Annotated in this window: 24 protein-coding genes and 1 tRNA gene; 5 read left to right on the top strand and 20 right to left on the bottom strand. The window is 70.8% G+C overall.

Translation table 11 applies throughout. The annotated features are described in order from the left end of the window. Positions 1-76: 76 nt before the first annotated feature. From OG453_RS18390 to pgsA, 14 genes are all read right to left on the bottom strand, one after another. Complete coding sequence (locus OG453_RS18390) at positions 77-625, bottom strand: adenine phosphoribosyltransferase (protein WP_266868994.1); 549 nt, start codon at positions 623-625, stop codon at positions 77-79. Next, a complete protein-coding gene (gene secF, locus OG453_RS18385) occupies positions 622-1,743 on the bottom strand; it encodes a protein translocase subunit SecF (protein ID WP_266868993.1) in 1,122 nt (373 codons plus the stop codon). Before secF ends, OG453_RS18390 begins: the two co-directional genes overlap by 4 nt. A 1-nt stretch (position 1,744) precedes the next feature. Continuing rightward, positions 1,745-3,502, bottom strand: coding sequence for a protein translocase subunit SecD (gene secD, locus OG453_RS18380; RefSeq protein ID WP_266868992.1), 1,758 nt, complete (start codon positions 3,500-3,502; stop codon positions 1,745-1,747). Positions 3,503-3,671: 169 nt separating this feature from the next. Beyond that, on the bottom strand, positions 3,672-4,139 hold the full coding sequence (gene yajC / locus OG453_RS18375) for a preprotein translocase subunit YajC (protein ID WP_266868990.1): 468 nt from the start codon (positions 4,137-4,139) through the stop codon (positions 3,672-3,674). Positions 4,140-4,304: 165 nt separating this feature from the next. After that, the gene (ruvB, locus tag OG453_RS18370; protein WP_266868989.1) at positions 4,305-5,387 is read right to left on the bottom strand and encodes a Holliday junction branch migration DNA helicase RuvB; all 1,083 of its coding nucleotides are present in this window, start codon (positions 5,385-5,387) and stop codon (positions 4,305-4,307) included. Positions 5,388-5,424: 37 nt separating this feature from the next. Then, positions 5,425-6,033: a Holliday junction branch migration protein RuvA gene (gene ruvA / locus OG453_RS18365; protein ID WP_266868988.1), complete on the bottom strand. Its 609-nt coding sequence runs from the start codon at positions 6,031-6,033 to the stop codon at positions 5,425-5,427. Beyond that, positions 6,030-6,587, bottom strand: coding sequence for a crossover junction endodeoxyribonuclease RuvC (gene ruvC / locus OG453_RS18360; protein WP_266868987.1), 558 nt, complete (start codon positions 6,585-6,587; stop codon positions 6,030-6,032). The genes ruvA and ruvC overlap by 4 nt, the downstream gene beginning before the upstream one ends. Positions 6,588-6,718: 131 nt before the next feature. Beyond that, a complete protein-coding gene (locus OG453_RS18355) occupies positions 6,719-7,471 on the bottom strand; it encodes a YebC/PmpR family DNA-binding transcriptional regulator (protein WP_190082512.1) in 753 nt (250 codons plus the stop codon). 78 nt (positions 7,472-7,549) lie between these two features. Then, positions 7,550-8,152, bottom strand: a complete 603-nt coding sequence (gene pdxT / locus OG453_RS18350; RefSeq protein ID WP_266868986.1) for a pyridoxal 5'-phosphate synthase glutaminase subunit PdxT — start codon at positions 8,150-8,152, stop codon at positions 7,550-7,552. Then, positions 8,152-9,066 carry a pyridoxal 5'-phosphate synthase lyase subunit PdxS gene (gene pdxS, locus OG453_RS18345; RefSeq protein WP_266868985.1) on the bottom strand — a complete coding sequence of 305 codons (915 nt, stop codon included), beginning with the start codon at positions 9,064-9,066 and terminating at the stop codon, positions 8,152-8,154. Before pdxS ends, pdxT begins: the two co-directional genes overlap by 1 nt. Positions 9,067-9,202: 136 nt before the next feature. Beyond that, positions 9,203-9,748, bottom strand: coding sequence for a hypothetical protein (locus OG453_RS18340; RefSeq protein WP_135333393.1), 546 nt, complete (start codon positions 9,746-9,748; stop codon positions 9,203-9,205). Between the two features lie 74 nt (positions 9,749-9,822). Further along, positions 9,823-10,983 carry a glycosyltransferase family 4 protein gene (locus OG453_RS18335; protein ID WP_266868983.1) on the bottom strand — a complete coding sequence of 387 codons (1,161 nt, stop codon included), beginning with the start codon at positions 10,981-10,983 and terminating at the stop codon, positions 9,823-9,825. Continuing rightward, on the bottom strand, positions 10,980-11,906 hold the full coding sequence (locus OG453_RS18330; RefSeq protein ID WP_266868982.1) for a phosphatidylinositol mannoside acyltransferase: 927 nt from the start codon (positions 11,904-11,906) through the stop codon (positions 10,980-10,982). The genes OG453_RS18335 and OG453_RS18330 overlap by 4 nt, the downstream gene beginning before the upstream one ends. Next, on the bottom strand, positions 11,903-12,598 hold the full coding sequence (gene pgsA / locus OG453_RS18325; RefSeq protein WP_266868981.1) for a phosphatidylinositol phosphate synthase: 696 nt from the start codon (positions 12,596-12,598) through the stop codon (positions 11,903-11,905). The genes OG453_RS18330 and pgsA overlap by 4 nt, the downstream gene beginning before the upstream one ends. A 258-nt stretch (positions 12,599-12,856) precedes the next feature. On the opposite strand from pgsA, the gene OG453_RS18320 reads away from it, so the two are divergent. Together OG453_RS18320 and OG453_RS18315 are read left to right on the top strand one after the other, a co-directional pair. Then, positions 12,857-15,055 carry an elongation factor G-like protein EF-G2 gene (locus tag OG453_RS18320; RefSeq protein WP_266868980.1) on the top strand — a complete coding sequence of 733 codons (2,199 nt, stop codon included), beginning with the start codon at positions 12,857-12,859 and terminating at the stop codon, positions 15,053-15,055. Between the two features lie 174 nt (positions 15,056-15,229). Then, a complete protein-coding gene (locus OG453_RS18315) occupies positions 15,230-16,897 on the top strand; it encodes a hypothetical protein (protein WP_266868979.1) in 1,668 nt (555 codons plus the stop codon). 92 nt (positions 16,898-16,989) lie between these two features. Here the strand turns inward: OG453_RS18315 and OG453_RS18310 are convergent, their stop codons facing one another. Beyond that, entirely contained in the window at positions 16,990-17,550 is a 561-nt protein-coding gene (locus tag OG453_RS18310) for an HIT domain-containing protein (RefSeq protein ID WP_266868978.1), read from the bottom strand. 67 nt (positions 17,551-17,617) lie between these two features. Between OG453_RS18310 and OG453_RS18305 the strand changes: the two genes are divergently transcribed. Beyond that, positions 17,618-18,274 (top strand): potassium channel family protein, encoded by a 657-nt coding sequence (locus OG453_RS18305; RefSeq protein ID WP_266868976.1) that lies wholly within the window; start codon positions 17,618-17,620, stop codon positions 18,272-18,274. Between the two features lie 40 nt (positions 18,275-18,314). Here OG453_RS18305 and thrS read toward each other — a convergent pair whose 3' ends face one another. From thrS to OG453_RS18290, 3 genes are all read right to left on the bottom strand, one after another. Continuing rightward, the gene (gene thrS / locus OG453_RS18300; RefSeq protein ID WP_266868975.1) at positions 18,315-20,291 is read right to left on the bottom strand and encodes a threonine--tRNA ligase; all 1,977 of its coding nucleotides are present in this window, start codon (positions 20,289-20,291) and stop codon (positions 18,315-18,317) included. Between the two features lie 129 nt (positions 20,292-20,420). Continuing rightward, positions 20,421-21,653, bottom strand: a complete 1,233-nt coding sequence (locus OG453_RS18295; protein ID WP_266869917.1) for a hypothetical protein — start codon at positions 21,651-21,653, stop codon at positions 20,421-20,423. Further along, positions 21,650-22,216 (bottom strand): DUF4365 domain-containing protein, encoded by a 567-nt coding sequence (locus OG453_RS18290; protein ID WP_266868974.1) that lies wholly within the window; start codon positions 22,214-22,216, stop codon positions 21,650-21,652. Before OG453_RS18290 ends, OG453_RS18295 begins: the two co-directional genes overlap by 4 nt. A 167-nt stretch (positions 22,217-22,383) precedes the next feature. On the opposite strand from OG453_RS18290, the gene OG453_RS18285 reads away from it, so the two are divergent. Further along, entirely contained in the window at positions 22,384-23,109 is a 726-nt protein-coding gene (locus OG453_RS18285; protein ID WP_266868973.1) for a 3'-5' exonuclease, read from the top strand. A 95-nt stretch (positions 23,110-23,204) separates the two neighbouring features. Here OG453_RS18285 and OG453_RS18280 read toward each other — a convergent pair. Next, positions 23,205-23,276 (bottom strand) — tRNA-Val (locus OG453_RS18280). A 62-nt stretch (positions 23,277-23,338) separates the two neighbouring features. Further along, positions 23,339-23,785: an SRPBCC family protein gene (locus OG453_RS18275; RefSeq protein WP_266868972.1), complete on the bottom strand. Its 447-nt coding sequence runs from the start codon at positions 23,783-23,785 to the stop codon at positions 23,339-23,341. Positions 23,786-23,875: 90 nt separating this feature from the next. Here OG453_RS18275 and OG453_RS18270 point away from each other — a divergent pair, with 90 nt between their 5' ends. Next, positions 23,876-26,641, top strand: a complete 2,766-nt coding sequence (locus OG453_RS18270; RefSeq protein ID WP_266868971.1) for an SCO7613 C-terminal domain-containing membrane protein — start codon at positions 23,876-23,878, stop codon at positions 26,639-26,641. Positions 26,642-26,708: the final 67 nt, after the last annotated feature.

Here is a 26,708-nt window from a genome sequence, read left to right as displayed (position 1 = left end):
GAGGTCTCTACGGGGGAAACACCCGAGGCGGGCACCGGATTCCTCCGGGCCCGCCTCGGGGTGTGCGCGGGTCGGCTCAGACCGTGATCAGGGCCTCCAGCGGGGCGCCCTCAAGGGCGGTCTCCAGCTTGGCGCGGCCGCCCAGGAAGCCGAGCTCCATGAGCACCGCCACACCGGCGACCTGCGCGCCGGCCCGGCGGATCAGCCGCAGCGACGCCTCGGCGGTGCCGCCGGTCGCCAGGACGTCGTCGATGACCATGACGCGGTCGTCGGCGGCGAGGTCCTCGGCGTGCACCTCGATCTCGGCGCTGCCGTACTCCAGGTCGTAGGCCTGGCTGAGCGTCGCTCCGGGGAGCTTGCCCGCCTTGCGTACGGGGATGAAGCCGAGCCCGGCGCTGAGCGCGACGGGGGCGCCGAGGATGAAGCCGCGGGCCTCCAGGCCGACGACCTTGGTGGCGCCGTGCCGCACGGCGAGGTCCGCGAAGGCCTCAGTGAGCGCCGCGAACGCCGCCGGGTCCGCCAGGAGCGGGGTGATGTCCTTGAACATCACGCCCGGCTCCGGGTAGTCCGCGACGTCCCGGATGCGGCTGAGCAGCAGCTCCGTGGTTGCGGTCGTCTCGGTCATCGACGCTTCCCCGAGGGACGGCCGCGGCCTCGGCCCCGGGAGGTGGGCTGGGTGCGCGGGCCGACGACGCCCGCGGGGGCGGCGTCCTCCGGCACCCGGTCCTCCGCCTCGTCGTCACCCTGCTCCGCGCTGTCGGCGCTCTCCGCGGATTCGCCCTTGGCCGCCGCGGCGGCACGCTTGGCGAGGACGCGCTTCTTGAGCGCCTTCATCTGCGGCTCGGTCTCCTTGAGGTCGGCGACGAGCGGCGTGGCGATGAAGATCGAGGAGTACGCACCGGCCGCGAGGCCGACGAACAGCGACAGCGAGATGTCGTTGAGCATGCCCGCGCCGAGGAAGCCGCCACCGATGAAGAGCAGACCGGCGACCGGCAGGAGCGCGACGACCGTGGTGTTGATCGAGCGCACCAGGGTGCTGTTGATGCTGCGGTTGGCGACCTCGCTGTAGGTCCACCGGGTCTGCTTGGTGAGGTCCTTCGACTGCTCCTTCAAGCTGTCGAACACCACGACCGTGTCGTACAGCGAATAACCGAGGATCGTCAGCAGACCGATGATCGTGCCCTGGGTGACCTCGAAGCCGACCAGTGCGTACACACCGACGGTGATCGTGATGTCGTGCACCAGGGCGATCAGCGCGGCAAGCGCCATCCGCCACTCGAAGGCGATCGCCAGATAGATCACCACGAGAACCATGAAGATGATCAGGCCCGTCCAGGCCTTCTGGCTGATCTGCTCACCCCAACTGGGGCCCACGAGGTCGGTGGACTTGATGTCCATGTTCTTCGCCAGATCGGCCTTGATCTGGTCGGACTTGGCGGTGTCCACACCGGCGACCTGGATGCGCAGACCGCCGGAGCCGAGCTCCTGGACGACCGCGTCGTGGCCGGAGGCGTCCTCCGCGTACCGCTCCGCCTGCGCGACCGAGACGTTGGTCTTCGCGGTGTTGAAGACGGCACCGCCCTCGAACTCGATGCCCATGTTCAGGCCGCGCACCGCGAGGCCGACGATCGCCGTGATGGTGATCAGTATCGAGATGCCGTACCAGATCTTGCGCTTGCCGACGAAGTCATAGCCGACCTCGCCGCGGTAGAGCCTGGCGCCGAGATTGCCGAGCTTCGACATCTCACGCCTCCTTCGGGTCGACGGGGGCGGTGGTGCGGCGGGTGCGGCGCAGCGGGGGCTTGGCGCCGAGCCGCTTCGGGTCGAGGCCGGACCACTTGTGGCCGTTCGCGAAGAACGGCTTCCGTGCCATGAGCGTCATCAGCGGCTTGGTGAAGAAGAAGACCACGACGACGTCGAGCAGGGTGGTCAGGCCGAGCGTGAACGCGAAGCCCTGGACCTTGCCGACCGTGACGACGAAGAGCACCGCGGCCGCGAGGAACGACACGAAGTCGGAGACCAGGATGGTGCGCCGGGCACGCGGCCAGGCGCGCTCGACGGCGGGCCGCAGCGTGCGTCCCTCTCGGACCTCGTCCCTGACGCGTTCGAAGAACACGATGAACGAGTCCGCCGTGATGCCGATCGCAACGATCGCACCACACACCGCGGGCAGGTTCAGGGTGAAGCTGATGGCCGGGCCGAGCAGCGTCATCAGGGTGTACGTGAGGGCCGCCGAGACCAGGAGGCTCGCGATGGCGATGAGCGACAGGCCCCGGTAGTAGACCACCAGGTAGATGATGACCAGCGCGAGGCCGATGGCGCCGGCGATCAGACCGGCGTGCAGCTGCTCGCCGCCGAGGGCCGGGCTCACCGTGGTGACGCTCTGCTCGTGGAAGGTGAGCGGCAGAGCGCCGTACGACAGGATGTTGGCGAGGTCCTGGGCCGACTCCTGGGTGAAGCTGCCGGAGATCTCGGCGTTGGCGCTCAGGGTCGTGTTGACGCTGGGGGCCGAGGCCACTTCGCCGTCGAGGACGATGGCGAACTGGTTCATCGGAGGCTGCTGCTGCGAGAGCTTGCTGGTGGTCTTCGAGAACTTCTTCGAGCCGTCCTTCGTGAAGTCCATGTTGACGATCCAGGCGCCGCTCTGCTGGCTGATGCTGGCCTTGGCGTCGTCGACGTCCTTGCCGTTCAGCTCGGCCGGGCCGAGTACGTACTTCTCCCACTGCCCGGCGTTGTTCTTGCCACAGGCGATGGTCTGCTCGGACGGCTTGATGCCGTCGCCGACCTTGCCGCGCTGCGCCTTGTCGGTGCAGTCGAGCTCGGTGAACTTCTTCTGCAGGGCCGCGGTGGCCGGGTCGGCCGACGGGGTGGGGGTCGGCGCCGCCTTGTCCTTGTCGCCGCCCTTGTCCGAGGACTTGGGGGACGGGGTGGCGTCGGCCTTCAGGCCGTCGGTGACGGCGCGGCCCTGGGAGGTGGGCGTCGCCGTGGGGGTCGAGGAGGGCGTCGCCTTGTCCTCGCCCTTCTCGGTCGCCTTGTCCTTGTCCTTGTCCGTGCCCTTGCCGGACGAGGAGGCGGACGGCTCGGGGGTGGGCTCGCCGGGGGCCACCGTCAGGACGGGACGGAAGTAGAGCTGAGCGGTCGTGCCGACCTGCTCGCGCGCCTGCTTCTCGTTCGTGCCCTTGGGGATGTTGACGATGATGTTGTCTGCGCCCTGGGTCTGCACCTCGGCCTCGGACACACCCAGACCATTGACGCGGTTGTTGATGATGCTGACCGCGGTGTTCATGTTGGTCGGGTTGATCGCGTTCTTCTGGCCGGGCTCGTTCTTCGCCTGGAGCGTGATGCTCGTACCGCCGGCGAGGTCGATGCCGAGGCGGGGCGTGGTGTTCCCGGAAAGGAACATCCCCCCGGTGAGCGCCACGAGGGCGATCAGGATGAAGACCAAAGAGCGGCCCGGCTTGCCCGGGGCGCTCTGCCTTCGGCCCTTCTTAGGTGCTGCCACCTTCTCGTTCTCCCTGTCCAACCGCCCGGCGTCCGGTGCCCTGCCCCGTCACTGAGCGGGGAGTTCCCAGGTGGGCGGCCATGAAATGGTGTCGAGACCCGTCACGAAACCCACGCACTGCGGGGACCGTGGCGGCGCGAGCGGCGCGCCCCACGGACCCCGGTGGTGGCTACTTCGCGTCGGACTCGCCGTCGGTCTTCTTCGGCTCTGCGTCGTCCTCGGGAGCGGTGTCCGCGTCCTTCTTGCCGAGGTCGATGGGCGAGTCGTCGGAAGCGTCGGCGGCGGGCTCGTCGGTCTCGGTCAGGGAGGAGGCGTCGTCCGGAACGATGGGGGTGTCCGACTTCAGGTCGGCACCCACGCCGTGGACGATGCGGTTGTACTCGTCGTCCTCGAGGACGGCGCCGACGGCGTTCTTCGCGTAAAACGCGTGCACGCCCGGAGCCACCTCAAGGAGGACCGCGTCGTCGTGAACCTCCTTGACGGTGGCGTACATGCCCCCGATCGTGCGGATGCCGGTGCCGGGCTGCATCTCATTGCGCATCGCCGCGGCCGCCTGCTGCTTCTTCTTGGCGGACCGCGTCATCAGGAACATGGCCCCGATGAGCACGATGAAGGGGAGGAGGGTCACGATATTCACGGGACGGAGTTTCCTTCGCATGACCGCGCAGGTAAGCGGCCTGATGGACGGGGGTGGGCACGCCGCCCGCAAGGGACGGCATCGGCGGAGTCTAAGCGAGTCCGCACCTAACGAACAACGCTCAGCATGGCACCGCAGTTCCTGACCGTGCGAGTACGCGCGCCGTCACGCCCCGAACAGGTCCCCTTGTCCGATTCCGCCCGCCTGACGCGGGGGAACAAGGCCGAGATGCGCCCATGCCGCGGGCGTCGCGACGCGGCCGCGGGGCGTGCGGGCGAGGAGTCCCTCCCGTACCAGGAAGGGCTCGGCCACCTCTTCGACCGTCTCGCGCTCCTCCCCCACGGCGACGGCGAGCGTCGACAGACCCACGGGTCCGCCGCCGAACAGTTTGAGCAGGGCCTCCAGGACGGCCCGGTCGAGGCGGTCGAGGCCGCGGCCGTCCACCTCGTAGACCTTCAGGGCCGCGCCCGCGATGTCCCTGTCGATCTCGCCGTCGGCCTTGACCTGCGCATAGTCGCGTACGCGGCGCAGCAGACGGTTGGCGATACGGGGCGTGCCGCGGGAGCGCCCGGCGATCTCGGCGGCGCCGGCCGGGTCGATGGCCACGTCGAGCAGCTGTGCGGAGCGGTGGACCACCCGCTCCAGCTCGGCGGGCTCGTAGAACTCCATGTGGGCGGTGAAGCCGAAGCGGTCGCGCAGCGGCGGCGGCAGAAGGCCCGCGCGGGTGGTGGCGCCGACCAGGGTGAAGGGCGGCAGTTCCAGCGGGATGGCGGTGGCGCCGGGGCCCTTGCCGACGATGACGTCGACGCGGAAGTCCTCCATCGCCATATAGAGCATCTCCTCGGCGGGCCGCGACATCCGGTGGATCTCGTCGAGGAAGAGGACCTCGCCCTCCTGGAGGGAGGAGAGGATCGCCGCGAGGTCGCCCGCGTGCTGGATGGCCGGGCCGCTGGTGATGCGGATCGGGGCGCCCATCTCGGCCGCGATGATCATGGAGAGGGTGGTCTTGCCGAGGCCCGGGGCGCCGGAAAGCAGTACGTGGTCGGCGGTGGCGCCCCGCGCTCGGGCCGCGCGCAGGACCAGGTCGAGCTGTTCGCGGACCTTCTCCTGGCCGATGAACTCGTCCAGGTCCTTGGGGCGCAGCGCCGCCTCGACCGCCTGGTCCTCGCCGTCGGCGGACGCACCGACAAGACGCTCGGCCGCACCCGCCGGTGTGGTCGTGTCGTCGGTGGTCTCGTCCCAGTTCATGAGGTCGCCTCGCGGTGTGGTTCGGGTGGTCGGTGGGCTAGCGGGTGCGGTTCAGCGTCTGCAGGGCGGCCTTCAGGAGCTGGCCCACCTGCGGCTTCTCGGACGCCTCGGCCTGCGGGGTGACGGCGGCGACCGCCTCGTCGGCCTCGCGGGTCGCGTACCCGAGGCCGATCAGTGCCGCGTGCAGCTGGTCGCTCCAGCCGGAGGTGACGGCCTTGCCGATCGCAGGGCCGCCCGTGCCGAGGGGCTCGCCGAGCCGGTCCTTGTACTCCAGGAGCAGCTTCTGGGCGCCCTTCTTGCCGATGCCGGGGACGGCGGTGAGCGCCTTCTCGTCACCGGTGGCGACCGCGCGGCGCAGGGCGTCGGGGCTGTGCACGGCGAGCATCGCCTGGGCAAGGCGCGGTCCGACACCGCTCGCGGTCTGAAGGAGCTCGAAGGTCTGCCGCTCGTCGTCGTCCGCGAAGCCGTACAGGGTGAGCGAGTCCTCCCGTACGACCAGGGACGTGGCGAGCTTGGTCTGCTGGCCGACGCGGAGTGTGGAGAGCGTGTTCGGCGTGCACTGGACGGCCATGCCGATGCCGCCGACCTCGACCACCGCGGCATCGGGGGCGAGGGCGGCGACGGGGCCGCTGACGAAGGCGATCATGCGGTACGGCCTTTCGATGCGTGCAGGGCTGCGGCCTGCTGGAGGCGGTTCTGGGCCACGGCCTGCTGGAGGCGGTTCTGCGCGGGGGCGCGCCAGATGTGACAGATGGCGAGGGCGAGGGCGTCCGCCGCGTCGGCGGGCTTGGGCGGTGCGTCGAGCCGGAGCAGCCGTGTGACCATCGCGCCGACCTGCGCCTTGTCGGCCCGGCCGCTGCCGGTGACGGCGGCCTTGACCTCGCTGGGCGTGTGCAGGGCGACGGGGATGCCGCGGCGCGACGCGCACAGCATGGCGACGGCGCTCGCCTGGGCCGTGCCCATCACCGTACGGACGTTGTGCTGGCTGAACACCCGCTCCACGGCGAGGACTTCGGGCTCGTGCTCGTCGAGCCATTGCTCGATGCCCTGCTCGATGGCGACGAGGCGGTGGCCCAACTCGGCGTCCGGCGGCGTCCGTACGACACCGACGCCGCGCATGGTCAGTGGTCGCCCGGCGACCCCGTCGACGACGCCGACGCCGCACCGGGTCAGCCCGGGGTCCACCCCCAGTACGCGCATGCGCGCCTCCCCTCGTCGCCGCGGTGATCTTCGAACTTCACGCCAGGCTATCCGCTGCCACTGACAACAGCGGCGGGCCGGTGGACGTGTGTCCCACCCGGCCCGCCGAAACTGCTCAGCTCGCGGCAGCGCTACGCGTCGACCTTCTCCATGACCTCGTCGCTCACATCGAAGTTGGCGAAGACGTTCTGCACGTCGTCGCTGTCCTCGAGCGCGTCGATCAGCTTGAAGATCTTGCGCGCGCCCTCTTCGTCCAGCTCGACCTGCATGGTCGGGACGAAGTTGGCGTCGGCCGAGTCGTATTCGATCCCGGCGTCCTGGAGCGCGGTGCGGACCGCGACCATGTCGGTGGCCTCGGAGAGCACCTCGAAGGACTCACCGAGGTCGTTGACCTCTTCGGCGCCCGCGTCAAGGACCGCGCCCAGGACGTCGTCCTCGGACAGCTCGCCCTTGGGGACGATCACGACGCCCTTGCGGTTGAACAGGTACGAGACGGAGCCCGGGTCGGCCATGGAGCCGCCGTTGCGGGTCATGGCGACGCGGACGTCCGATGCGGCGCGGTTGCGGTTGTCGGTGAGGCACTCGATGAGCACCGCGACACCGTTGGGGCCGTAGCCCTCGTACATGATCGTCTCGTAGTCGGCACCGCCGGCTTCGAGACCGGCGCCGCGCTTGACCGCGGAGTCGATGTTCTTGTTCGGAACCGAGCTCTTCTTGGCCTTCTGGATGGCGTCGAAGAGCGTCGGGTTGCCGGACACATCGGCGCCGCCCGTGCGGGCCGCGACCTCGATGTTCTTGATCATCTTCGCGAAGAGCTTGCCGCGCTTGGCGTCAATCACGGCCTTCTTGTGCTTCGTCGTAGCCCATTTAGAGTGGCCGGACATCTGCCTGTCTCCTTCGCGTTACCCAACCAGTACGAACTCCCCGACACCTTAAGGCCCGGGGAACCCCCGGAGATCCTACTAGGATCCCGCCGCCGCGTTCCCGCGCACCATCCCGACGAACAGCTCGTGCACCCGGTGGTCGCCCGTCAGCTCGGGGTGGAACGACGTGGCGAGCGCGTTGCCCTGGCGTACGGCGACGATGTGCCCCTCGTGCTCGGCGAGCACCTCGGCACTGGCGCCGACGGACTCCACCCAGGGGGCGCGGATGAAGACACCCTCCACGGGAGCGCCCTCGATGCCGGCTATGTCGACGGCCGCCTCGAAGGACTCGTTCTGCCGGCCGAAGGCGTTGCGCCGCACGATCATGTCGATGCCGCCGACGGTCTCCTGCTCCGAACGCGGATCCAGGATCTTGTCGGCGAGCATGATCATGCCCGCGCAGGTGCCGTACACCGGCATACCGGCACGCACGCGTGCCCGCAAGGGCTCCAGGAGGCCGAACAGCGTGGCCAGCTTGGAGATGGTGGTGGACTCGCCGCCGGGTATGACCAGGCCGTCCACCTCGGCGAGCTCCTCGGGGCGCCGGACCGGCCTGGCCAGGGCGTCAGCCGAGGCCAGGGCGATCAGGTGCTCCCGTACGTCCCCCTGAAGGGCGAGGACGCCCACTACGGGAGTGGTCATTACCAGCCCCGGTTCGCGTAGCGCTCGGCCTCGGGCAGGGTGTCGCAGTTGATGCCGACCATGGCCTCGCCCAGGTTGCGGGAAGCGTCCGCGATGATCTTGGGGTCGTCGTAGAAGGTGGTGGCCTTCACGATGGCGGCGGCGCGCGCGGCCGGGTCGCCCGACTTGAAGATGCCGGAGCCGACGAAGACACCCTCGGCACCGAGCTGGCGCATCAGCGCGGCATCGGCGGGGGTGGCGACGCCACCGGCCGAGAAGAGGACCACCGGCAGCTTGCCCAGCTCGGAGACCTCCTTGACCAGCTCGTACGGGGCGCGGAGCTCCTTGGCGGCGGCGTACAGCTCGTTGTTGTCGAAGCCGCGCAGCTTGGCGATCTCGTTCTTGATCTGGCGCAGGTGGCGGACGGCCTCGACGACGTTGCCGGTGCCGGCCTCGCCCTTGGAGCGGATCATGGCCGCGCCCTCGGCGATGCGGCGCAGGGCCTCGCCCAGGTTGGTGGCACCACACACGAAGGGGGTCGTGAAGGCGAACTTGTCGCTGTGGTTGACCTCGTCGGCCGGGGTCAGGACCTCGGACTCGTCGATGTAGTCGACGCCGAGGGACTGCAGCACCTGGGCCTCGACGAAGTGGCCGATGCGGGACTTGGCCATGACCGGGATGGAGACGGCCTCGATGATCTCTTCGATCATGTTCGGGTCGGACATCCGGGCCACGCCGCCGTCCTTGCGGATGTCGGCCGGGACCCGCTCCAGGGCCATGACGGCGACGGCGCCGGCGTCCTCGGCTATCTTCGCCTGCTCGGCGTTGACCACGTCCATGATGACGCCGCCCTTGAGCTGCTCGGCCATGCCGCGCTTGACGCGCGCGGTGCCGGTCTCGGGCGACTGGTTGCTGCTGGAGAGGGTGCTGGACACGGAGTTGACCTCGCTTGCTGAAGACGGGTGCCTACTTCTACGAGATAACGCCCCGCGACCAGTCCACAGCAAGGGCCAATGATTGACCGGTGGCTCATTTTTCCCGTACGCCCCTGGTCAGAGCCGTGCGGTGGCGCTACGTGGTCGCGCGGTCCGCGAGCGCCACCGGCGGCTCGTCGTCCATTTCGAAGGCCATCGGGAACGGCGCGTGTCCTGCCAGGCGGAACCAGCGGACCTTGCGGTGCCTGCGCAGGGCGCGGGCCGCGCGTACGGCGTCGTTGTGGAAGCGCCGGGCCATCGGCACCCGGCGCACGGCCGCGGCCAGCTCGCTCGCCGCCTCGTCGCCGCCCGGCGCCTCGCGCACCGCCTCGACCTGCTGGGCCTCGCCGAAGATCGCGCGCAGCGCCTGGCTGAGCTCGCTCTCGGCGACCTCGCGCTGCTCCTCCTCCGCCTGCCGGGCGGCGTGCGCCGCCTCGTAGAGCACGATGGAGGCCGCGGGGTCGAGCACCCCCGATGTGGCCAGCTCCTGGGCCACCGAGGCGCGGCGCAGCAACTGCGCGTCGAGGGCGGCGCGGGCCGCGTCGATGCGCGCGTGCAGCCGGTCGAGCCGTCCGGCGGTCCAGCTCAGATAGAGGCCGATCGCGAAGAGGGCTACCGCGATCCAGATCAGTGTGGAGGTCACCGGCCTGAGGCTAGTCGAGGCGGCCGGGCCGCTTCACCGCCGGGCGCGCCGAACGCCCGGCGGCACCTTGGCTTTCAGTCCCGCGCGAGTCCGAACCGCGCCCGCAGGCCCGTCCGTTCGTCCGCGGCGACCGCCGCCGCGCCGTCCGTCACCGTCTCGTACACGGAGAGGATGTCCGCGCCCACCGTCGACCAGTCGAAGCGGCGTACGTGCTTGCTGCCGCGCTCACGCAGTTCCTCGCGGCGCTCGGGGTCGCCGAGCAGCCGCAGGGCGGCCGCTGCCAGCGAGTCGGCGTCCTCGTTCGTGAAGAGGTCACCCGCCGCGCCCTGGTCGAGGACCTGCGCGAAGGCGTCCAGATCGCTGGCGAGGACGGGTGCGCCCGCCGACATCGCCTCGACCAGGATGATCCCGAAGCTCTCGCCGCCGGTGTTGGGCGCCACGTACACATCGACGCTGCGCAGCAGCCGCGCCTTGTCCTCGTCGCTCACCATGCCGAGGAACTCGACGCGCGAACGCATCTCGGCCGGCAGCGAGGCGACGGCCTCCTCCTCGTCGCCCCTCCCTGCGACCAGGAGCCGGGTCCCCGGCCGCTCGGCGAGGATCTTCGGCAGCGCCCGCATCAGCACCGGCAGGCCCTTGCGCGGCTCGTCGATGCGCCCGATGAAGCCGATCGTGCCGCCCTGCCACTCGGCCTTGGGCTCGACGTTGGCGAAGAAGTCGACGTCGACGCCGTTCGGGATGACGACCGCGTCGCCGCCCAGGTGCTCGACCAGGGTGCGGCGCGCGTACTCGCTCACCGCGATGCGCGCGCTGATCTTCTCCAGGGCGGGCTGCAGGATCGGATACGCGGCGATCATGGCCCGGGAGCGCGGGTTGGAGGTATGGAACGTCGCGACGATCGGGCCCTGCGCCGCCCAGCAGCTGAGCAGCCCGAGCGACGGCGAGGTCGGCTCGTGGATGTGGATCACGTCGAAGGTGCCGTCGTGCAGCCAGCGACGCACCCGCGCGGCCGACAGGAACCCGAAGTTGAGCCGGGCCACCGAGCCGTTGTACGGCACAGGAACGGCGCGGCCCGCCGACACGACGTACGAGGGAAGCGGTGTCTCGTCGTCCGCCGGGGCGAGCACGGACACCTTGTGCCCCAGGCGGATCAGATGCTCCGCGAGGTCACGGATGTGGAACTGGACGCCGCCCGGGACGTCCCACGAGTAGGGGCAGACGATCCCGATCTTCACGGCGTCGCCTCGTCAGACCCCTGACCGGGCCCCTTCGCGGGGTCCAGATCAGCGAGCCACAAGCGTTGCAGCATGTGCCAGTCCTCCGGATGGTCGGCGATACCCGTGGCGAAGGCGTCTGCCAGCGCCTGCGTCATGACAGACGTCTTCTCCGCACGGGTACCTGTCTCGGGGACATCGATGGGCGGATGGACGCGCCCCTTCATGATCGGGGATTCGTCGTACCAGAGCGTGACCGGAAGCAGCAGCGCGCCGGTCTGCTGGGCGAGCAGCGCGGGCCCCGCGGGCATCCGCGCGGTGTCGCCGAAGAACTTCACCTCGACACCGGAGGCCGAGAGGTCCCGGTCGGAGACGAGGCAGACCAGGCCGCCGTCGCGCAGCCGCCGGGCAAGCGTGCCGAAGGCGGAGCCGCCCTCGTGCGGCAGGACCTCCATGCCGAGGCCCTCGCGGTAGGCGACGAAACGGTCGTACAGCTTCTCGGGCTTGAGCCGCTCGGCGACCGTCGTGAACGGCGTCTCCAGCTTCGTGGTGACCCACGCGCCCGCCAGGTCCCAGTTGCCCAGGTGCGGAAGCGCGAGGATGACGCCCTTGTCGGAGGCGAGAGCGTCGGTCAGATGGTGCACGTCCTTGGGGACGAAGCCTTCCTTTATGCGCTCCCGGCTCCAGGACGGCAGCCGGAAGGACTCCATCCAGTAGCGCAGGTACGAGCGCATGCCCGCGCGGGACAGCTCGGCAAGGCGCTCGGGGCTCGCGTCGGGCACCACGCGCGCGTAGTTGGCCTCAAGGCGCAGGACGCCCTTGCCGCGGCGCTTCCACACGGCGTCGGCGATGGTCCGGCCGAGCCGCACGGCCACTGGTTCGGGGAGCTTCTTGACCGTGCTCCAGCCGGCCCCGTAGAGAGCGTCGGTCAGCCGGTCCTTCACGACGTCGCCTCGCTGCCCTGTGCCTCGGTCTCGGCCCCGGTCTTGGTCTCGGCGGCGGCCGCCGCGTCCGCCTCGGCGGACTCTCGGCGCACGGTCACCATGCGCTGGACGAGGGTGACGAGGCTGCCGACCGCGACGATCCACAGCGCGATGGGCAGCAGGATGTCGATGCCGGGGACCCCGAACTTGTGCAGCCCCGCGAGGCCCGCGGCGACCAGCGAGATCACCAGGCGCTCGGCGCGCTCCACCAGGCCGTTGACCGCGACGGGCAGGCCGATCGCCTCGCCGCGCGCCTTCGTGTACGACACCACCTGGCCGCTGGCCAGGCAGAAGATGGAGACGGCGCACAGGATGTTGTTGTCGCCCGAGCCCGCGTACCAGAGGGCGAGCCCACCGAAGATCGCGCTGTCGGCGACCCGGTCGAGCGTCGAGTCCAGGAAGGCGCCCCAGCGGCTGGAGCGGCCGAGCTGCCGCGCCATGTTCCCGTCGACCAGGTCGGAGAACACGAAGAGCGTGATCACGACCGTGCCCCAGAAGAACTCCCCGCGGGGGAAGAAGACCAGCGCTCCCGCCACCACACCGGCCGTGCCGATGAACGTGACCGCGTCGGGGCTGACCCCGCGGCGGATGAGAAACGCGGCGAACGGTGTGAGAACACGCGTGAAGAATGCACGCGCGTACTTGTTCAGCATGGCCTTCCCGAGGGGTCGGTGAGCCGCGCGGCCCTGTTGGCCACCGGCTGGCCCATCGTAGTCACGCCCTTGACGGACCGGCTCGCCCCCTCACGATCGCGTACGACGTATGGACGCACCGTGACCCGAGTGGAAAGCTCGAAAGCACAGCGGGCGTCGCCGGAGCCGACCCGCACGCGGCCCCGCGTGTCCGATAGCAGCCAGCATCCCCGAGGGGGCTGAGCCTCCTCTTCGAGCACGTGACCGGGAGGCCAAGGCATGGGCGACAAGGCACACGCACACCCCGGAGCCGCCGGCAGGGCAGCGACGGCCGACCACCCCGCGTCCGTACGGAATGTGGTGCTGGTCGGCCACAGCGGATCGGGCAAGACGACTCTGGTGGAAGCCCTCGCGCTGACGGCGGGGGCGGTGAACAGGGCGGGCCGCGTGGAGGACGGCGGCACCGTCTCCGACTACGACGACATCGAGCATCGCCAGCAGCGCTCGGTGCAGCTGTCGCTGGTCCCGGTGGAATGGGGCGGCTTCAAGATCAATCTGCTGGACACACCCGGATACGCCGACTTCGTCGGGGAGCTCAGGGCCGGTCTGCGCGCCGCGGACGCGGCCCTTTTCGTGGTCTCGGCGGCCGACGGCGTGGACGGCGCGACCCGCATGGTGTGGGAGGAGTGCGCGGCGGTCGGCATGCCGCGGGCCATCGTGGTGACCCACCTGGAGGCGGCCCGCGCCGACTTCACCGAGATGACGCGGACCTGCGCCGAGGCCTTCGGGGCCGACGACCCCGACGCCGTCCTTCCGCTGTACCTGCCGCTGCACGGCGCCAAGGGCCCCGACGGGCACGCGCCGGTGACGGGCCTGATCGGGCTGCTCTCACAGCGGGTCTTCGACTACGCCTCCGGGGAGCGCAAGGAGTCCGAACCGGGCGAGGAGCAGCTGCCGCTGATCGAGGAGGCCCGTAACCAGCTGATCGAAGGGATCATCGCCGAGAGCGAGGACGAGTCCCTCATGGACCGCTATCTCGGCGGCGAGGACATCGATTTCAAGACGCTGGTGGACGACCTGGAGCGGGCCGTGGCGCGCGGCATCTTCCACCCCGTGCTCGCGGCGGCGCCCGCCGCCGAGGGCGCCCGGCAGGGCATCGGAACGGTCGAGCTTCTAGAGCTGATCACGGGCGGCTTCCCGACCCCCCTGGAGCACCCGGCGCCCGTCGTCACCACACCGGACGGCAAGGCGCGGCCCGCGCTCGGCTGCGACCCCGAAGGACCGCTGGTCGCCGAGGTCGTGAAGACCGCGTCCGACCCCTACGTAGGACGCGTCTCCCTGGTCCGGGTCTTCTCCGGGACCCTGCGCCCCGACGAGACCGTGCATGTGTCCGGGCACGGCCTCGCGGACCGCGGCCACGAGGACCATGACGTCGACGAGCGCGTGGGCGCGCTCTCCTCGCCCTTCGGCAAGCAGCAGCGTGTCCTCGCCCAGTGCGTCGCGGGCGATCTGGCCTGCGTCGCCAAGCTGAACCGCGCCGAGACCGGCGACACCCTGTCGGCGAAGGACGACCCGCTCCTGATGGAGCCCTGGGACATGCCCGACCCGCTCCTTCCGCTGGCCATCCAGGCGCACAGCAAGGCCGACGAGGACAAGCTCTCCCAGGGCCTGTCCCGGCTGGTCGCCGAGGATCCGACGATGCGCCTGGAACAGAACCAGGACACCCACCAGGTGGTCCTCTGGTGTCTGGGCGAGGCGCACGCCGATGTCGCCCTGGAGCGGCTGCGCAGCCGGTACGGCGTGCAGGTCGACGTCGTCGCCCACAAGGTCTCCCTTCGGGAGACGTTCGCGGGCAAGTCCGGCGGCCGCGGTCGTCATGTGAAGCAGTCCGGCGGCCACGGGCAGTACGCGATCTGCGAGATCGAGGTCGAGCCGCTGCCCGGCGGCAGCGGCATCGAGTTCGTCGACAAGGTCGTGGGCGGCGCCGTGCCCCGGCAGTTCATCCCCTCCGTCGAGAAGGGCGTACGGGCGCAGGCCGCGAAGGGCGTGGCCGCCGGTTACCCGCTCATCGACGTACGGATCACGCTGCTCGACGGCAAGGCGCACTCGGTGGACTCCTCCGACGCCGCGTTCCAGACGGCGGGCGCGCTCGCCCTGCGTGAGGCCGCGGCCGATGCCAGGATCCATCTCCTGGAGCCGGTCGCCGAGGTGCAGGTCCTGGTCGGCGACGACCACGTGGGCTCGGTGATGAGCGACCTGTCCGGGCGGCGCGGGCGGGTGGTCGGCACCGAGCAGGCGCCCGGCGGGCGCACGCTCGTACGGGCCGAGGTCCCCGAGATCGAGATCGGCCGGTACGCGGTCGACCTGAGGTCGCTCTCGCAGGGCACCGCACGTTTCAGCCGCAGCTACGCCCGGCACGAACCCATGCCCCCGCAGCTCTCCGAGAGGATCCGTGAACAGGCCCAGGACGTCTCCTAGTTGAGATCCCGTCAGGGATCTGGCCGGATGCCGCTGGCTCTCTCCCCTCCGGGTGAGCGGCATCCGGCCGCCCCATGTCGGATGTCGGTGCGCACCGATACGCTGATGACCTGATCAACAGGTGTGCCAGGTACGGAAGTCGGGAAAAGCCGCAGGAGCGGGATTCTTGCGGCGATGGGGGCGGCAGTGGCGGACGACGTATTCGACTTCAAGCCCGGCGCGCAGGTCCCGCTGTCGGGAGCCGCGGGCCAGACAGCGGCGACGCATGCCCTCGCGTCGGCCGCGTACCGCGACAGCAAGGCCGACAAGATCCTCGACGCCAACAGCGAGTGGCACAAGTCCGAGGTGAAGAGCGGCCTGTTCAAGCTCTTCGCACCGAACCTGGGCGAGGCGTTCGCGCGCGCCGTCCAGATGCGGATGCTCGGCGGCGCCCGCAAGCCGCTCATCCAGTCCTTCGGGACGGAGCCGCAGTCGATCGTCGAGCACTGCCTCGCGGCGAACAACATCCGCAAGGACCGCGACCGCTGGCTCACCGCCGTGATGGCGCTGTGCGGACTGCTCTTCCTGCCGGGCCTGCTCGCCTGGCTCCTTGTCTTCGCGGGCCGCCAGGCGGTGATGAAGAAGGACGACAAGCGGGCGAACGCGATCGCGACGGCCGTCCTGGTCGCCGTGGGCGTGCTCGCCGTGATCTTCCTCCTGAAGCTGCCGTTCGGCGGCTTCTGGGCCTGGTACGTACGGGCCGCGATCGTGGTCCCGGTGGTCGGCTGGTTCTGGGCCAAGCTGATCGCCGAGCGCACGGCAAGGGATCTGCGCGAGCGCTGGGACAGTCTGCTCGCGGGCGGCGGCATCGGCGCCAAGATCCCCGAGGCGGTGCCGGGCAGCCCGGGCGAGACGGCGGCCGAGCGGCTGCGCCAGGGCCTCGCGCGCCTCTCCGCGGAGCAGCAGAGCAACTCGGTCTTCTACGCGGGCCCCAAGGGAATTCTGGGCATGGGCACCCGCTGGGGCAGCTGGCAGCTCGCCGAGGACCTGGTCGCCGAGAAGGACGGCACGGAGATCCACCCGTTCCGCAGCTGGGACGTCATACGGGCGGTGCACGACCAGCTGCGCATGCTGGAGCGCGGCCCGCTGCACACCGGCGGCTTCCCGACCCCGTCGATAAAGCACTGGGTCGTCTCCCCCATCGGGGAGAACGCGAAGGCGGTGGCCCGCCCCAGCGGCACGGACGTCGAGGCCTTCCAGGTCCGCGGCCACGAGATACAGCGGATCTGCAACGAGCAGCAGTTCGGCAGCGGCGACCGCCACTATCTGGGCGTCCAGTTCACGCTCTGGGACGGCCAGTTGGTGATCACGATGCTGATCACGGTGACCGTCCTGCACGAGACGCTGCGCATCGAGGTCACCGGACACGCGCTCGGCCCGGTGCACTCCCTGTTCACCAGCAAGCCCGACCCCAAGACGAAGACCGTCGCCAAGCCGATCAAGTTCTGGGAGACCGTCGACCGCAAGCTGCCGCTGGTCGACGCGGACGAGGTCGTACGCCTCGCGGTCCGCGCCCCCTTCACGTGGTACCCGCCGCTCCTGGACTACCTCGGCGGCAAGCTGGTCCTGCCCGAGCCCTTCGGCCTGCGGCACGCCTGGGCGGACAAGCCGTGGCGGCACCGCTTCATGGCCGACGACGCGCTGCGCGCGGCCACGCCGGTGCTGCGCGTGGTGCACTCGGCGGCCATCAAGGTCCTTCAGGAGAACGGCGTCGACACCGCGAAGTTCGGTGCCCGCTCCGGCTTCCTCAGCGGCATGGTCCAGGACCCGATGCCGAGGAAGGCGGACGTCTACGACGCGTGAACGCTCCGCTGGAGGAGCGGTTCACCATCTGCGGGCCGGGTGTGGCTGGTCGCGCAGTTCCCCGCGCCCCTTTCAGGGGCGCGGTGCCGGCCCTAGGCCGCGGGCCAGGCGTCCGCCAGCATCTTGCGGGTGTCCGCGAGGAGCTGCGGCAGCACCTTCGTGTGCCCGACGACCGGCATGAAGTTCGTGTCCCCGCCCCAGCGCGGCACGATGTGCTGGTGCAGATGCGCGGCGATGCCGGCGCCCGCCACCGTCCCCTGGTTCATGCCGATGTTGAAGCCGTGTGCGCCGGAGGCGGCCCGCAGCGCCGTCATCGCCTGCTTGGTGAACTCGGCGAGCTCGGCCGTCTCCAGCGCCGTCAGCTCCGTGTAGTCGGCGACGTGCCGGTAGGGCACGACCATCAGATGGCCGCCGTTGTACGGGTAGAGGTTGAGCACCGCGTACACCTGCTCACCGCGCGCGACGACCAGGCCGTCCTCGTCGGATTTGGCCGGGATGGAGCAGAAGGGACAGCCGTCGTCGGCCCCCGGACCGCTCGGCTTGTTCTCGCCCTGGATGTACGCCATCCGGTGGGGCGTCCACAGGCGCTGGAACGCGTCCTGCGTCCCCACTCCGATCTGCTGCTCCGGCTCACTCGTCATGCTGTGCAGCATATGACTTCGCCCGTTCGGAGCGTGTCGGCGGGGCAGCCGCCCGGTGCCTCGCGGCGAAGCTGGGCCGATGACCGATGACAGCCGTCAGGCACGCTGGGAGAACCGCACCGAGGTACCGCTGGCCATGGCGTCGATGTTGTTCCTGACCGCGTACGCGGTCCGGGTGCTCGCCCCTGGGCTTCCGGAGGCGTGGAAGGACCTGTGCCTCGCGCTCACCCTGGCCGCCTGGGCGGCGTTCGCCGTGGACTACGCGGTGCGGTGGCGGCTGAGCGGGCAGCGGCTGCGCTTCGTACGAAAGCACTGGCTTGACACCGTCGTCCTGGTGCTCCCGCTGCTGCGGCCGCTGCGGATCGTCAAGCTCTACGACGCCGTCCAGCGCCGGAACGAGGCGCCGCGCCTGACCCTGCACGCGCGCGTGATCGCCTATGCGGGACTCTGCGCGCTGCTGCTCGGCTTCGCGGCTTCGCTGGCCGTCTATCAGCAGGAGCAATCGGCGCCCGACGCCACGATCCGTACGTTCGGCGACTCCGTGTGGTGGGCCTGCACCACGCTGTCGACGGTCGGATACGGCGATGCGACGCCGGTGACTCCGGTGGGACGGCTCATCGCGGTCGCCCTGATGTTCTGTGGGCTCGCCCTGCTCGGCGCGGTGACCGGGTCGTTCTCGTCCTGGCTGCTGCAGATCTTCACGCGCGAGGACGAGAAGAGGCCCCCGGGAAGCTGAACCTCCCGGGGGCCTCGAACCCGCGTCCGCGGGGGGAAGGTCACACCTGCTCGCGGCGCTCCACCACGTCGGCGAGCTTGGCAAGGGCTTCCTCGCGGGGAATGCCGTTCTCCTGCGAGCCGTCGCGGTAGCGGAAGGAGACCGTGCCCGCGTTCATGTCGTCGTCACCGACGATGATCATGAACGGGACCTTCAGCTTCTGCTGCGTCCGGATCTTCTTCTGCATGCGGTCGGACGAGGCGTCCACCTCGACCCGCAGGCCCTTCTTCTTGGCGTCGGCCGCGAACTCCTGCAGGTACGGGACGTGTGCGTCGCCGACCGGGATGCCCACCGCCTGGACCGGGGCAAGCCACGGCGGCATCGCACCCGCGTAGTGCTCGAGGAGCACCGCGAAGAACCGCTCGATGGAACCGAACAGGGCACGGTGGATCATGACCGGCCGCTGCTTGGTGCCGTCAGGCCCGGTGTACTCCAGGTTGAAGCGCTCCGGCAGGTTGAAGTCGAGCTGCACGGTCGACATCTGCCAGGTGCGGCCGATGGCGTCCTTGCACTGCACGGAGATCTTCGGGCCGTAGAACGCGGCGCCGCCGGGGTCGGGGACCAGCGGCAGGCCCTGCTTCTCGGCGACCTGCTGCAGCGTCGCGGTGGCCTCTTCCCAGATCTCGTCCGAGCCGACGAACTTCTCCGGGTCCTTGGTGGACAGCTCCAGGTAGAAGTCGGTCAGGCCGTAGTCGCGCAGCAGGTTCAGGACGAAGGTGAGCGTCTTGTCGAGCTCGTCCGCCATCTGCTCCTTGGTGCAGTAGATGTGCGCGTCGTCCTGGGTGAAGCCGCGGGCACGGGTCAGACCGTGCACGACGCCGGACTTCTCGTACCGGTACACGGTGCCGAACTCGAAGAGACGGAGCGGCAGTTCACGGTAGGAACGCCCGCGCGCATCGAAGATCAGGTTGTGCATCGGGCAGTTCATGGGCTTGAGGTAGTAGTCCACGCCCTCGTCGAGCTGCATGGGCGGGTACATGCCGTCGGCGTACCAGTCCAGGTGGCCCGAGGTCTCGAAGAGCTTCCCCTTGGTGGCGTGCGGGGTGTAGACGAACTCGTACCCCTCCTCCTCGTGGCGGCGCCGCGAGTAGTCCTCCATGACCCGGCGGATGATGCCGCCCTTGGGGTGGAAGACCGCGAGGCCGGAGCCGATCTGCTCCGGGATGGAGAAGAGGTCCAGCTCGCTGCCGAGCTTGCGGTGGTCGCGCTTCTCGGCCTCGGCGAGGAACTCCAGGTGCGCCTTGAGCTCGTCCTTGGTCGGCCAGGCGGTGCCGTAGATGCGCTGGAGCATCGGGTTCTTCTCGCTGCCGCGCCAGTACGCCGCGGCGTTGCGCATCAGCTTGAACGCCGGGATGTTGCGGGTGGTGGGCAGGTGGGGACCGCGGCAGAGGTCCTTCCAGCACAGGTCGCCGGACTTCGGGTCGAGGTTGTCGTAGATGGTCAGCTCGCCGCCGCCCACCTCGACGTCCGCGCCGTCGTCGCTGGACGCGGAGCCCTTGATGCCGATGAGCTCCAGCTTGTACGGCTCGTTCGCAAGCTCCTCGCGAGCGGCCTCGTCGGTGACGACGCGGCGCGAGAAACGCTGGCCGCGCTTCTGGATCTCCTGCATCTTCTTCTCGATGGCCTTGAGATCCTCGGGCGTGAACGGCTTCTCGACGTCGAAGTCGTAGTAGAAGCCGTCCTTGACCGGCGGGCCGATGCCCAGCTTGGCGTCCGGGAAGAGCTCCTGCACGGCCTGCGCCATCACATGCGCGGTGGAGTGCCGCAGGATGTTCAGGCCGTCCTCGGAGGAGATCTCGACCGGCTCGACCTCCTCGCCGTCCTGCACGGCGTACGCGAGGTCCTTCAGCTCGCCGGCCACGCGGGCGGCGACGACGGTGCGCTCACCGGGGAAGAGTTCCGCGGCCGTAGTGCCCGTCGTCACCACGCGCTCTTCCCGCTCGGAATCGCGTTGGATGATCACACGGACGTCTGACACCGGTCTCTCCTTGCTGAAGGGGTCGCGGCAGATCTGCTCCTGCACGCGAAACGAATCGTACCGAGCCGGGGGCGCCCATCGCGAAACGGTTATCCCCCGGGCCCCGGCCGCGCCCCGCCCCAGACGCCCCTAGTCGCCGCTGCAGGCCTCCTCGAAGAAGTCGAGGTTCTCCTGGAGCGACTTCATCAGACGGTCCTTCTCCGACTCGTCGACCTGCACGGGCACCACCCCGGACGCCCCGGTGAGCCGCCGGAAGCCGCCCCGGCTCTCCAGGCGTCCGTGCACCCGGATCGGCAGGCCCACCAGGTGCGCGTGCCCGGCGATGCGGTACGCCTCCTCGTCCAAGGTCATCCGTACGTGATGGACGTCCGCCCCGGCGAGCACACGGACCCGCACCGTGCCGTTCCCGCGCGGTCCCGACCGCCGCATCCGCACCACGGCCCCCGTGATCCGCACCGCCACCGCAGGCTCGTCCCGCAGATAGCGGGCGCCCGCCTCCCTAAGGACCGGCAGGTCACCGGGCGAGAACTCGACGGGCTCGGCGTGCTGGGCGCAGCCATCGGGCACTCCGGCGGCTGGCGCCCACGCCACGGCGATCCGCGCGCCTTCCGTGCCCCGCACCAGGGCCACGATCGCCTCCGTCAGCTCATGGCTGACGCCCGCCTCGACCGCACCGTCGAAGGCGTCCATGCCGCCCGTGGCGCGCTGATAGTCGACGGCCTCGCGGGCGGCGTACAGCGCCTGATGCAGCCGCACCGCGAGCTGCCGCCCGGTCAGGACGGGCACGAACGCGGTGAGCTGCCGCCCGCCGGGGGCGGGCCCGACGAGGACGTTCTCCAGGGACGCGGCGGCCGGCCCGCGGTGCCGTGCGCCGTAGTACCCGGCGCGGCCGCGCGCCGCCAGGGCGCCCGCGAGCAGCATCTGCCGTGCCGCGGCCCGCAGTTGTTCCTCGGCCGTCCAGGTCGCGGTGCCGGCGGGACCTGCCGGGACATCCCGCCACCAGCGGATCTCGTCGCTGGGCACGGTCAGCCCCACGAGCACGTCGCGGGCGGACGGCGACGCGCTGCGGGACAGCGCGACGAGCGCCTCGCCGATGAGGTCCTCGCAGTCGGGAAAGGCCCTGCTCTCCGGTACGAGCAGGCTGGTGCCGCCGCTTCCCGGTCCCGGCGGGGTCCACCGGGCATAGCGCCCTGCCGCTCCCCCGCGCCGGTGCCAGCCGTGCCGGTCGAGCAGCGCGCCGAGCACGGCGGGGTCGACCTGGGCGGGGGCGGGCGCTCCGGGCGGATCGGACCAAGGGCCCGCGGCCTCGATGGGGTGCGGGCGAACGGGGCGTACTGGCTCATCGATCGGGCGGTGCATCAGGGTCTCCCTCCCGTCCCGACCCGCGTCATGATCTCGCAGAGGGCCCTGTCGTCGAAGATCCGCGAGGTCGGGACGCGCACGGTGGTCCTGCGCCGGCCGGTCACCTGGTGTCCGGCGAGGTTGGTCCAGTAGCAGCAGTGCCGCAGGTCGAGGCGGTCGTGGCCGGCGCGCAGCCAGTCGTCCTGCGACCGGGGCACCAGCATCACGACCAGGATCTTGTGCACCGAGACCGGTGTGCGGGCGAGCTTCTCCAGGTGCGGGTTGTCCAGCGTGAAGGAGAAGGCGGGCCCCGGAGGGTTCGGGGCTATCTGGTACGTGCACTTGAGCTGCACCTTGATGGTGACTTCGTCGTCGACCGTGTGCCCGGGGGCGCTGTGGCTGACGTGCCAGTCGATTCCGTTGTCCGGAAAGGGCTGTGAGAGCGAGCACCCCGCGGCCGCGGCGACGGCGTGCAGATAGCCCACCTGAAGGGTCTCCATACAGGCGGTGGTGGCGAGTGTGCCGCGCGGCGGTGCGATCCGCTCGGGCAGCAGCCCACCCTGTTCGGGCTGCGCGAGCGCCATGTCCAACGAGCCTTCCGAACCAGTGAATCCCCGCTGCGGGCCGGTCAACTTCCGGGCCCTGTACCTCTGTTGTCTCCGGCCCGCGTACAGCGCAAACGGCCCGGGTATCACCGGTGTGGGCAGGGGAGGCAAGCCATCTGCCGGACAAGAACGAGGAGTTGCGTCACATGACGTGCTGGTACGAGGGGCCCTTGGCCGCATTCGACACGGAGACCACGGGCGTCGACGTCGAGACCGACCGCATTGTGTCGGCCGCCGTCGTCGTCCAGCAAGGCGCGGGAACCCGCCCGCGCATCACCCGCTGGCTGGTGAACCCGGGCGTCCCGGTGCCCGAGGGCGCCACCGCGGTGCACGGCCTGACGGAGGATCATCTGCAGCGCAACGGCCGCTGGCCCGCGCCGGTGATGGAGGAGATAGCCCGGGAGCTTGCGGAGCAGGGCGCGGCCGGCCGCCCGATCGTCGTCATGAACGCGCCCTTCGATCTGACGATCCTGGACCGGGAGTTGCGCAGGCACCGCGCGTCCTCGCTCGGCCACTACATGGCGGGCTCACCGCTGTGCGTCCTGGACCCGCGCGTCCTGGACAAGCAGCTTGACCGCTATCGCAAGGGCCGCCGCACGCTGACCGATCTGTGCGCGCACTACGCGGTGGATCTTGACGAGGCGCACGACGCGGCGGCCGACGCGCAGGCCGCGCTCGACGTCGTCCGTGCGGTGGGACGCCGTTTCGCGTCCCGTCTCGAGCGGCTCTCGCCGGCCGAGCTGCACGCGCTGCAGGCGGTGTGGCACGCGGCACAGGCGCGTGGGCTGCAGGCGTGGTTCGCCCGCAGCGGCACTCCGGAAGCGGTGGACCCTGCGTGGCCGCTGCGGCCCGAACTGCCTGCGGCAGCTTGACCGTCGACGCCGTGCCGCCATGGAGCGGGCATGAGATAGGCATGAGGCGGGCATGAAAAAACCGGTCCGTCGGTGACGGACCGGCATTCTCCGGGTGGGCGATACTGGGTTCGAACCAGTGACCTCTTCGGTGTGAACGAAGCGCTCTCCCACTGAGCTAATCGCCCGGGAACGGACTGAACAATACAGGTCCTCGCGGGTTTCCATCAAACCGCTTCCAGGTGAGCAGTCAGCTCCGCCTCAAGTACCCCTTCAGACCCCGCTCGCCCGCGCGCATCATCAGGGCGTGGTTGAGGAGAAAGACGGGGCGCCCGGGCACCGCGAGGCGCCGCATCAGCGGTTTGCGCACCACCACTTCCTGGTCGTAGAGAGCGCGCGTACCGCGCGGCACGGTCGTCACCGTCCAACGCGCCCAGCCCTCCAGGTCCCCCGTCATCGCGATCTCCAGGATCCCGGCGCCGGGGTCGTGCCGCCGCTCCTCCGCGGTGACGTACAGGTCGTACGGCAGCAAGGAGCGGAAGCGGGCGGTGCCACTGCGCTCGTCGACCGGCGTCACGGCGCGGACCTGCGGCCACCACTCGGGATAGTCCTCGGCCCGCTCCAGGGCGGCGAACACGTCGGTGCGCGGCGCCGGCAGATTCCAGACGCTGCGGAAGCGGTAGTGACACCAGTCCATGGACCGAGTCTGCCGTACGCGCTGATCTGAGTACGTCCTGAGTATCCGCACCGATGTCCGGCACTGTGTCCCGGACCACACTCCACAACCATGACGAACATTCCGCCCCCGGCCGAGGAATTGCGGATCCTCGACCTGGAGCTGCACCGGCTCGACGCGCGCAGGGCGCAGTTGCTGCACCGCCGCGCCTGGCTGCTGAGCGCACTGCGGGCAGCGGCCCCACCGCCGCCGGCCCCGCCGCACCCGCGGCACGCGCCCGAGGCCACGCCGCCGAACGTGCAGAACGCGCTGCTCACCCTCGGGGGCGTCCTCCTGACCGTCGCGGCGATCGCCTTCACGCTGGCGAGCTGGGGGCACTTGGGCATCGGCGGCCGCAGCGCCGTACTGGCCCTGCTGACCCTCACGGCACTCGGCGTGCCGGCGCTGCTCCTGCACCGCTCGCTGCGCTCGACGGCGGAGACGGTGGCGGCCCTGGGTCTCGCCCTGACCGTCCTGGACGCGTACGCCCTCCATGCCGTCGCCGTGCCCGACGCGGACCCGGTGGGGTACGCGGCGGCCGCGTCGGCGGTGCTCGCCGCGCTGTGGGCGGCGTACGGAAGGGTCTTCGGCGAGCTGCGACTGCCGCTGCCGGTGGCCGTGGTGACCGCTCAACTCCCCCTGTTCCTCTGGGCGTCGGACTCCGGCACCCACGCGATCGGGGCCGCGCTCCTGGTGACGGCGGCGTTCGACACGGCGCTCGCGCTGCGGGCCACCGACGCCGCCGTACGCGTCGTCGCCACCGTCGGGGCGTGTGCGACGGGCCTGTGGGGCGCGATGGGCGCCGGATGGCTGTCCTGGTCGGCGACGGACGTACCCGAGGCGGCAAGGGCGGCCGTGCTGCTCGCCCTTGCCACGTCGATCGCGCTCGCCACGGCGTGGCTGACGTCGCACGCCTCGCCCGCGACGGCGACGGGCACGGCGTTCGCCGGCGCGCTGACCGCGGTGGCCGCGGCCGGCGGTGTCGCCCGGGAGGCGCTGCCCGGCGGCTGGTCCGTACCGGCTCATCTGGCGTGCGCCATCGCCCTGTTGGCGACGGTACGGATCACGCTGCCGCACCCCCTGCGCAAGGGGATCGCGGGCGCGGCCCTCCTGGTGCATGGCCTCGCGGTCCTGTGGACGCTGCCGACGGTCACCGCCGCGCTGCTCGGCCCCACGCACTGGGCCACCGACCCTTGGTCGTCGACCACCCCGCCCCACACCGCCTACGGCTTCTCCTCCTTGTCAGACCTGCCGGTGTCCGAACCCGCAATGGCTTCGCTGGTGTTGGGGGTCGTCGCGGTCGTGGGCTACCTGGCCGGGGGGATGGGTGCGGCTTGGGCAGCGGAAACGACTGTGGGCGGGGCCACGGGCATCGGGGGTGCCGGAGCAGGCGGGGCTGCGGGAAGCACCGCGGTTGTGGGACCGGATGGAGCCGCCGGAACCGCCCCGGCCGCGGACACCGGCCGAGCCGCCCAGGCCCCCTCAACCGCCGGAAGCGACAGGCCTGCAGGACCAGCCGGAGCGACCGCGACCACAGGAGCCACCGGAACCGCCCCGGCCGCGGAGACAGGCCAAGCCGGCCGGACCCCCGGACCTGCGGGTAGCTCCCAGGCCGCAGGACCATCCGGAGACCCCGCAATCGGCGGGACCCCTGGCGCCGACGCAACCGGCGGATTCGGTGCGGCCACCGTGCGCCCCTCCCCCTCCGCGGCCCTCCTCGCCGCCGCCCGCCCCGCCGCCCTCGCCCTCGCCTGGGCCGCGGTCTTCACCCTGCCGTTCGCCTTCGAACTCCCCTACGCCGCAGGGCTCTTCGTCCACTGCGCCGTGACCGCGGCGCTGCTCGGCCTCGCGGTCCGGAGCGATGCGGCGGTGCTCGCCCGCACCTCGCTGGGGCTTGGGCTCGCCTCCTCCGGGAGTGTCGCGTTCCTTTCCCTCGCCACCACGTCGGCGACCCTCTGCACGCTCGGCGCCCTCACCGGGCTCTTCCTGGCCGCCGCCGTCCTCGCCTCCCGGCGCTCGGCGACCGGCGTGGCCGCCGTCGCCGCCGGTGCCGGCATCGCGTACGCCACCGCATTCATCTGCGCCACGGGCGCCGCACTGGACCTGCGCGTCGACCACACGGGGCTCCTGGTCCTCGTCGTCCCGGCGCTCGCCGCCGGTGCCGCGGCGCGGCTCGGTCGGCACCCGCTGACGCCGGTCGTCGAGATCACCGGGGCTGCGGCGGGCGGGCTCGGGATCGTGCTCACCGTGGGGCACGCGCCGACTCTCGCGACGGCCCTCGCCCTCGGCGGTGTCATCGCCGCGGGTACGGCCGTGCGCGCGGACCGTCGCCGGGTCGGGTACGCGGCCGGGGCGCTGTTCCTCCTGGCGACCTGGGTACGCCTCGCGTCGTGGGACGTCACCATGCCGGAGGCGTACACGCTGCCCGCCACCGTCCCGGCCCTCGTCGTCGGCTTCCTGCGGCGCCGCCGCGACCCCGCCGCGTCCTCCTGGACGGCGTACGGCCCGGGCCTCGCTGCGACCCTGCTGCCCAGCCTCGCCGCCGCATGGGGCGACGCCCACTGGCAGCGGCCGCTGCTCCTCGGCACCGCGGCGCTCCTGGTGACGCTGACCGGCGCGCGGCACCGGCTCCAGGCACCGCTCGTCATCGGCGGCACGGTCCTCGCCCTGGACGCACTGCACGAACTTGCGCCCTACATCGTCCAAGTGGTGGACACCCTGCCCCGCTGGCTGCCGCCCGCGCTGGCCGGAATGCTGCTCCTCGCCATCGGCGCGACGTACGAACAACGACTGCGCGACGCGCGCAAAGTCCGCGACGTACTCGGCAGAATGCACTGATCCGCTTTCCGTCCACTTTTTCGGACGGTCCGTCAATTCCCGTAAAACGGCCGTGAATACGACTGCG

The organism is Streptomyces sp. NBC_01381, from assembly GCF_026340305.1.
In the GTDB taxonomy this organism is placed as follows: Bacteria; Actinomycetota; Actinomycetes; order Streptomycetales; family Streptomycetaceae; genus Streptomyces.
The sequence above is the reverse complement of the archived record's forward strand: the minus strand, read 5'-3'. Positions and strand labels throughout refer to the sequence as shown.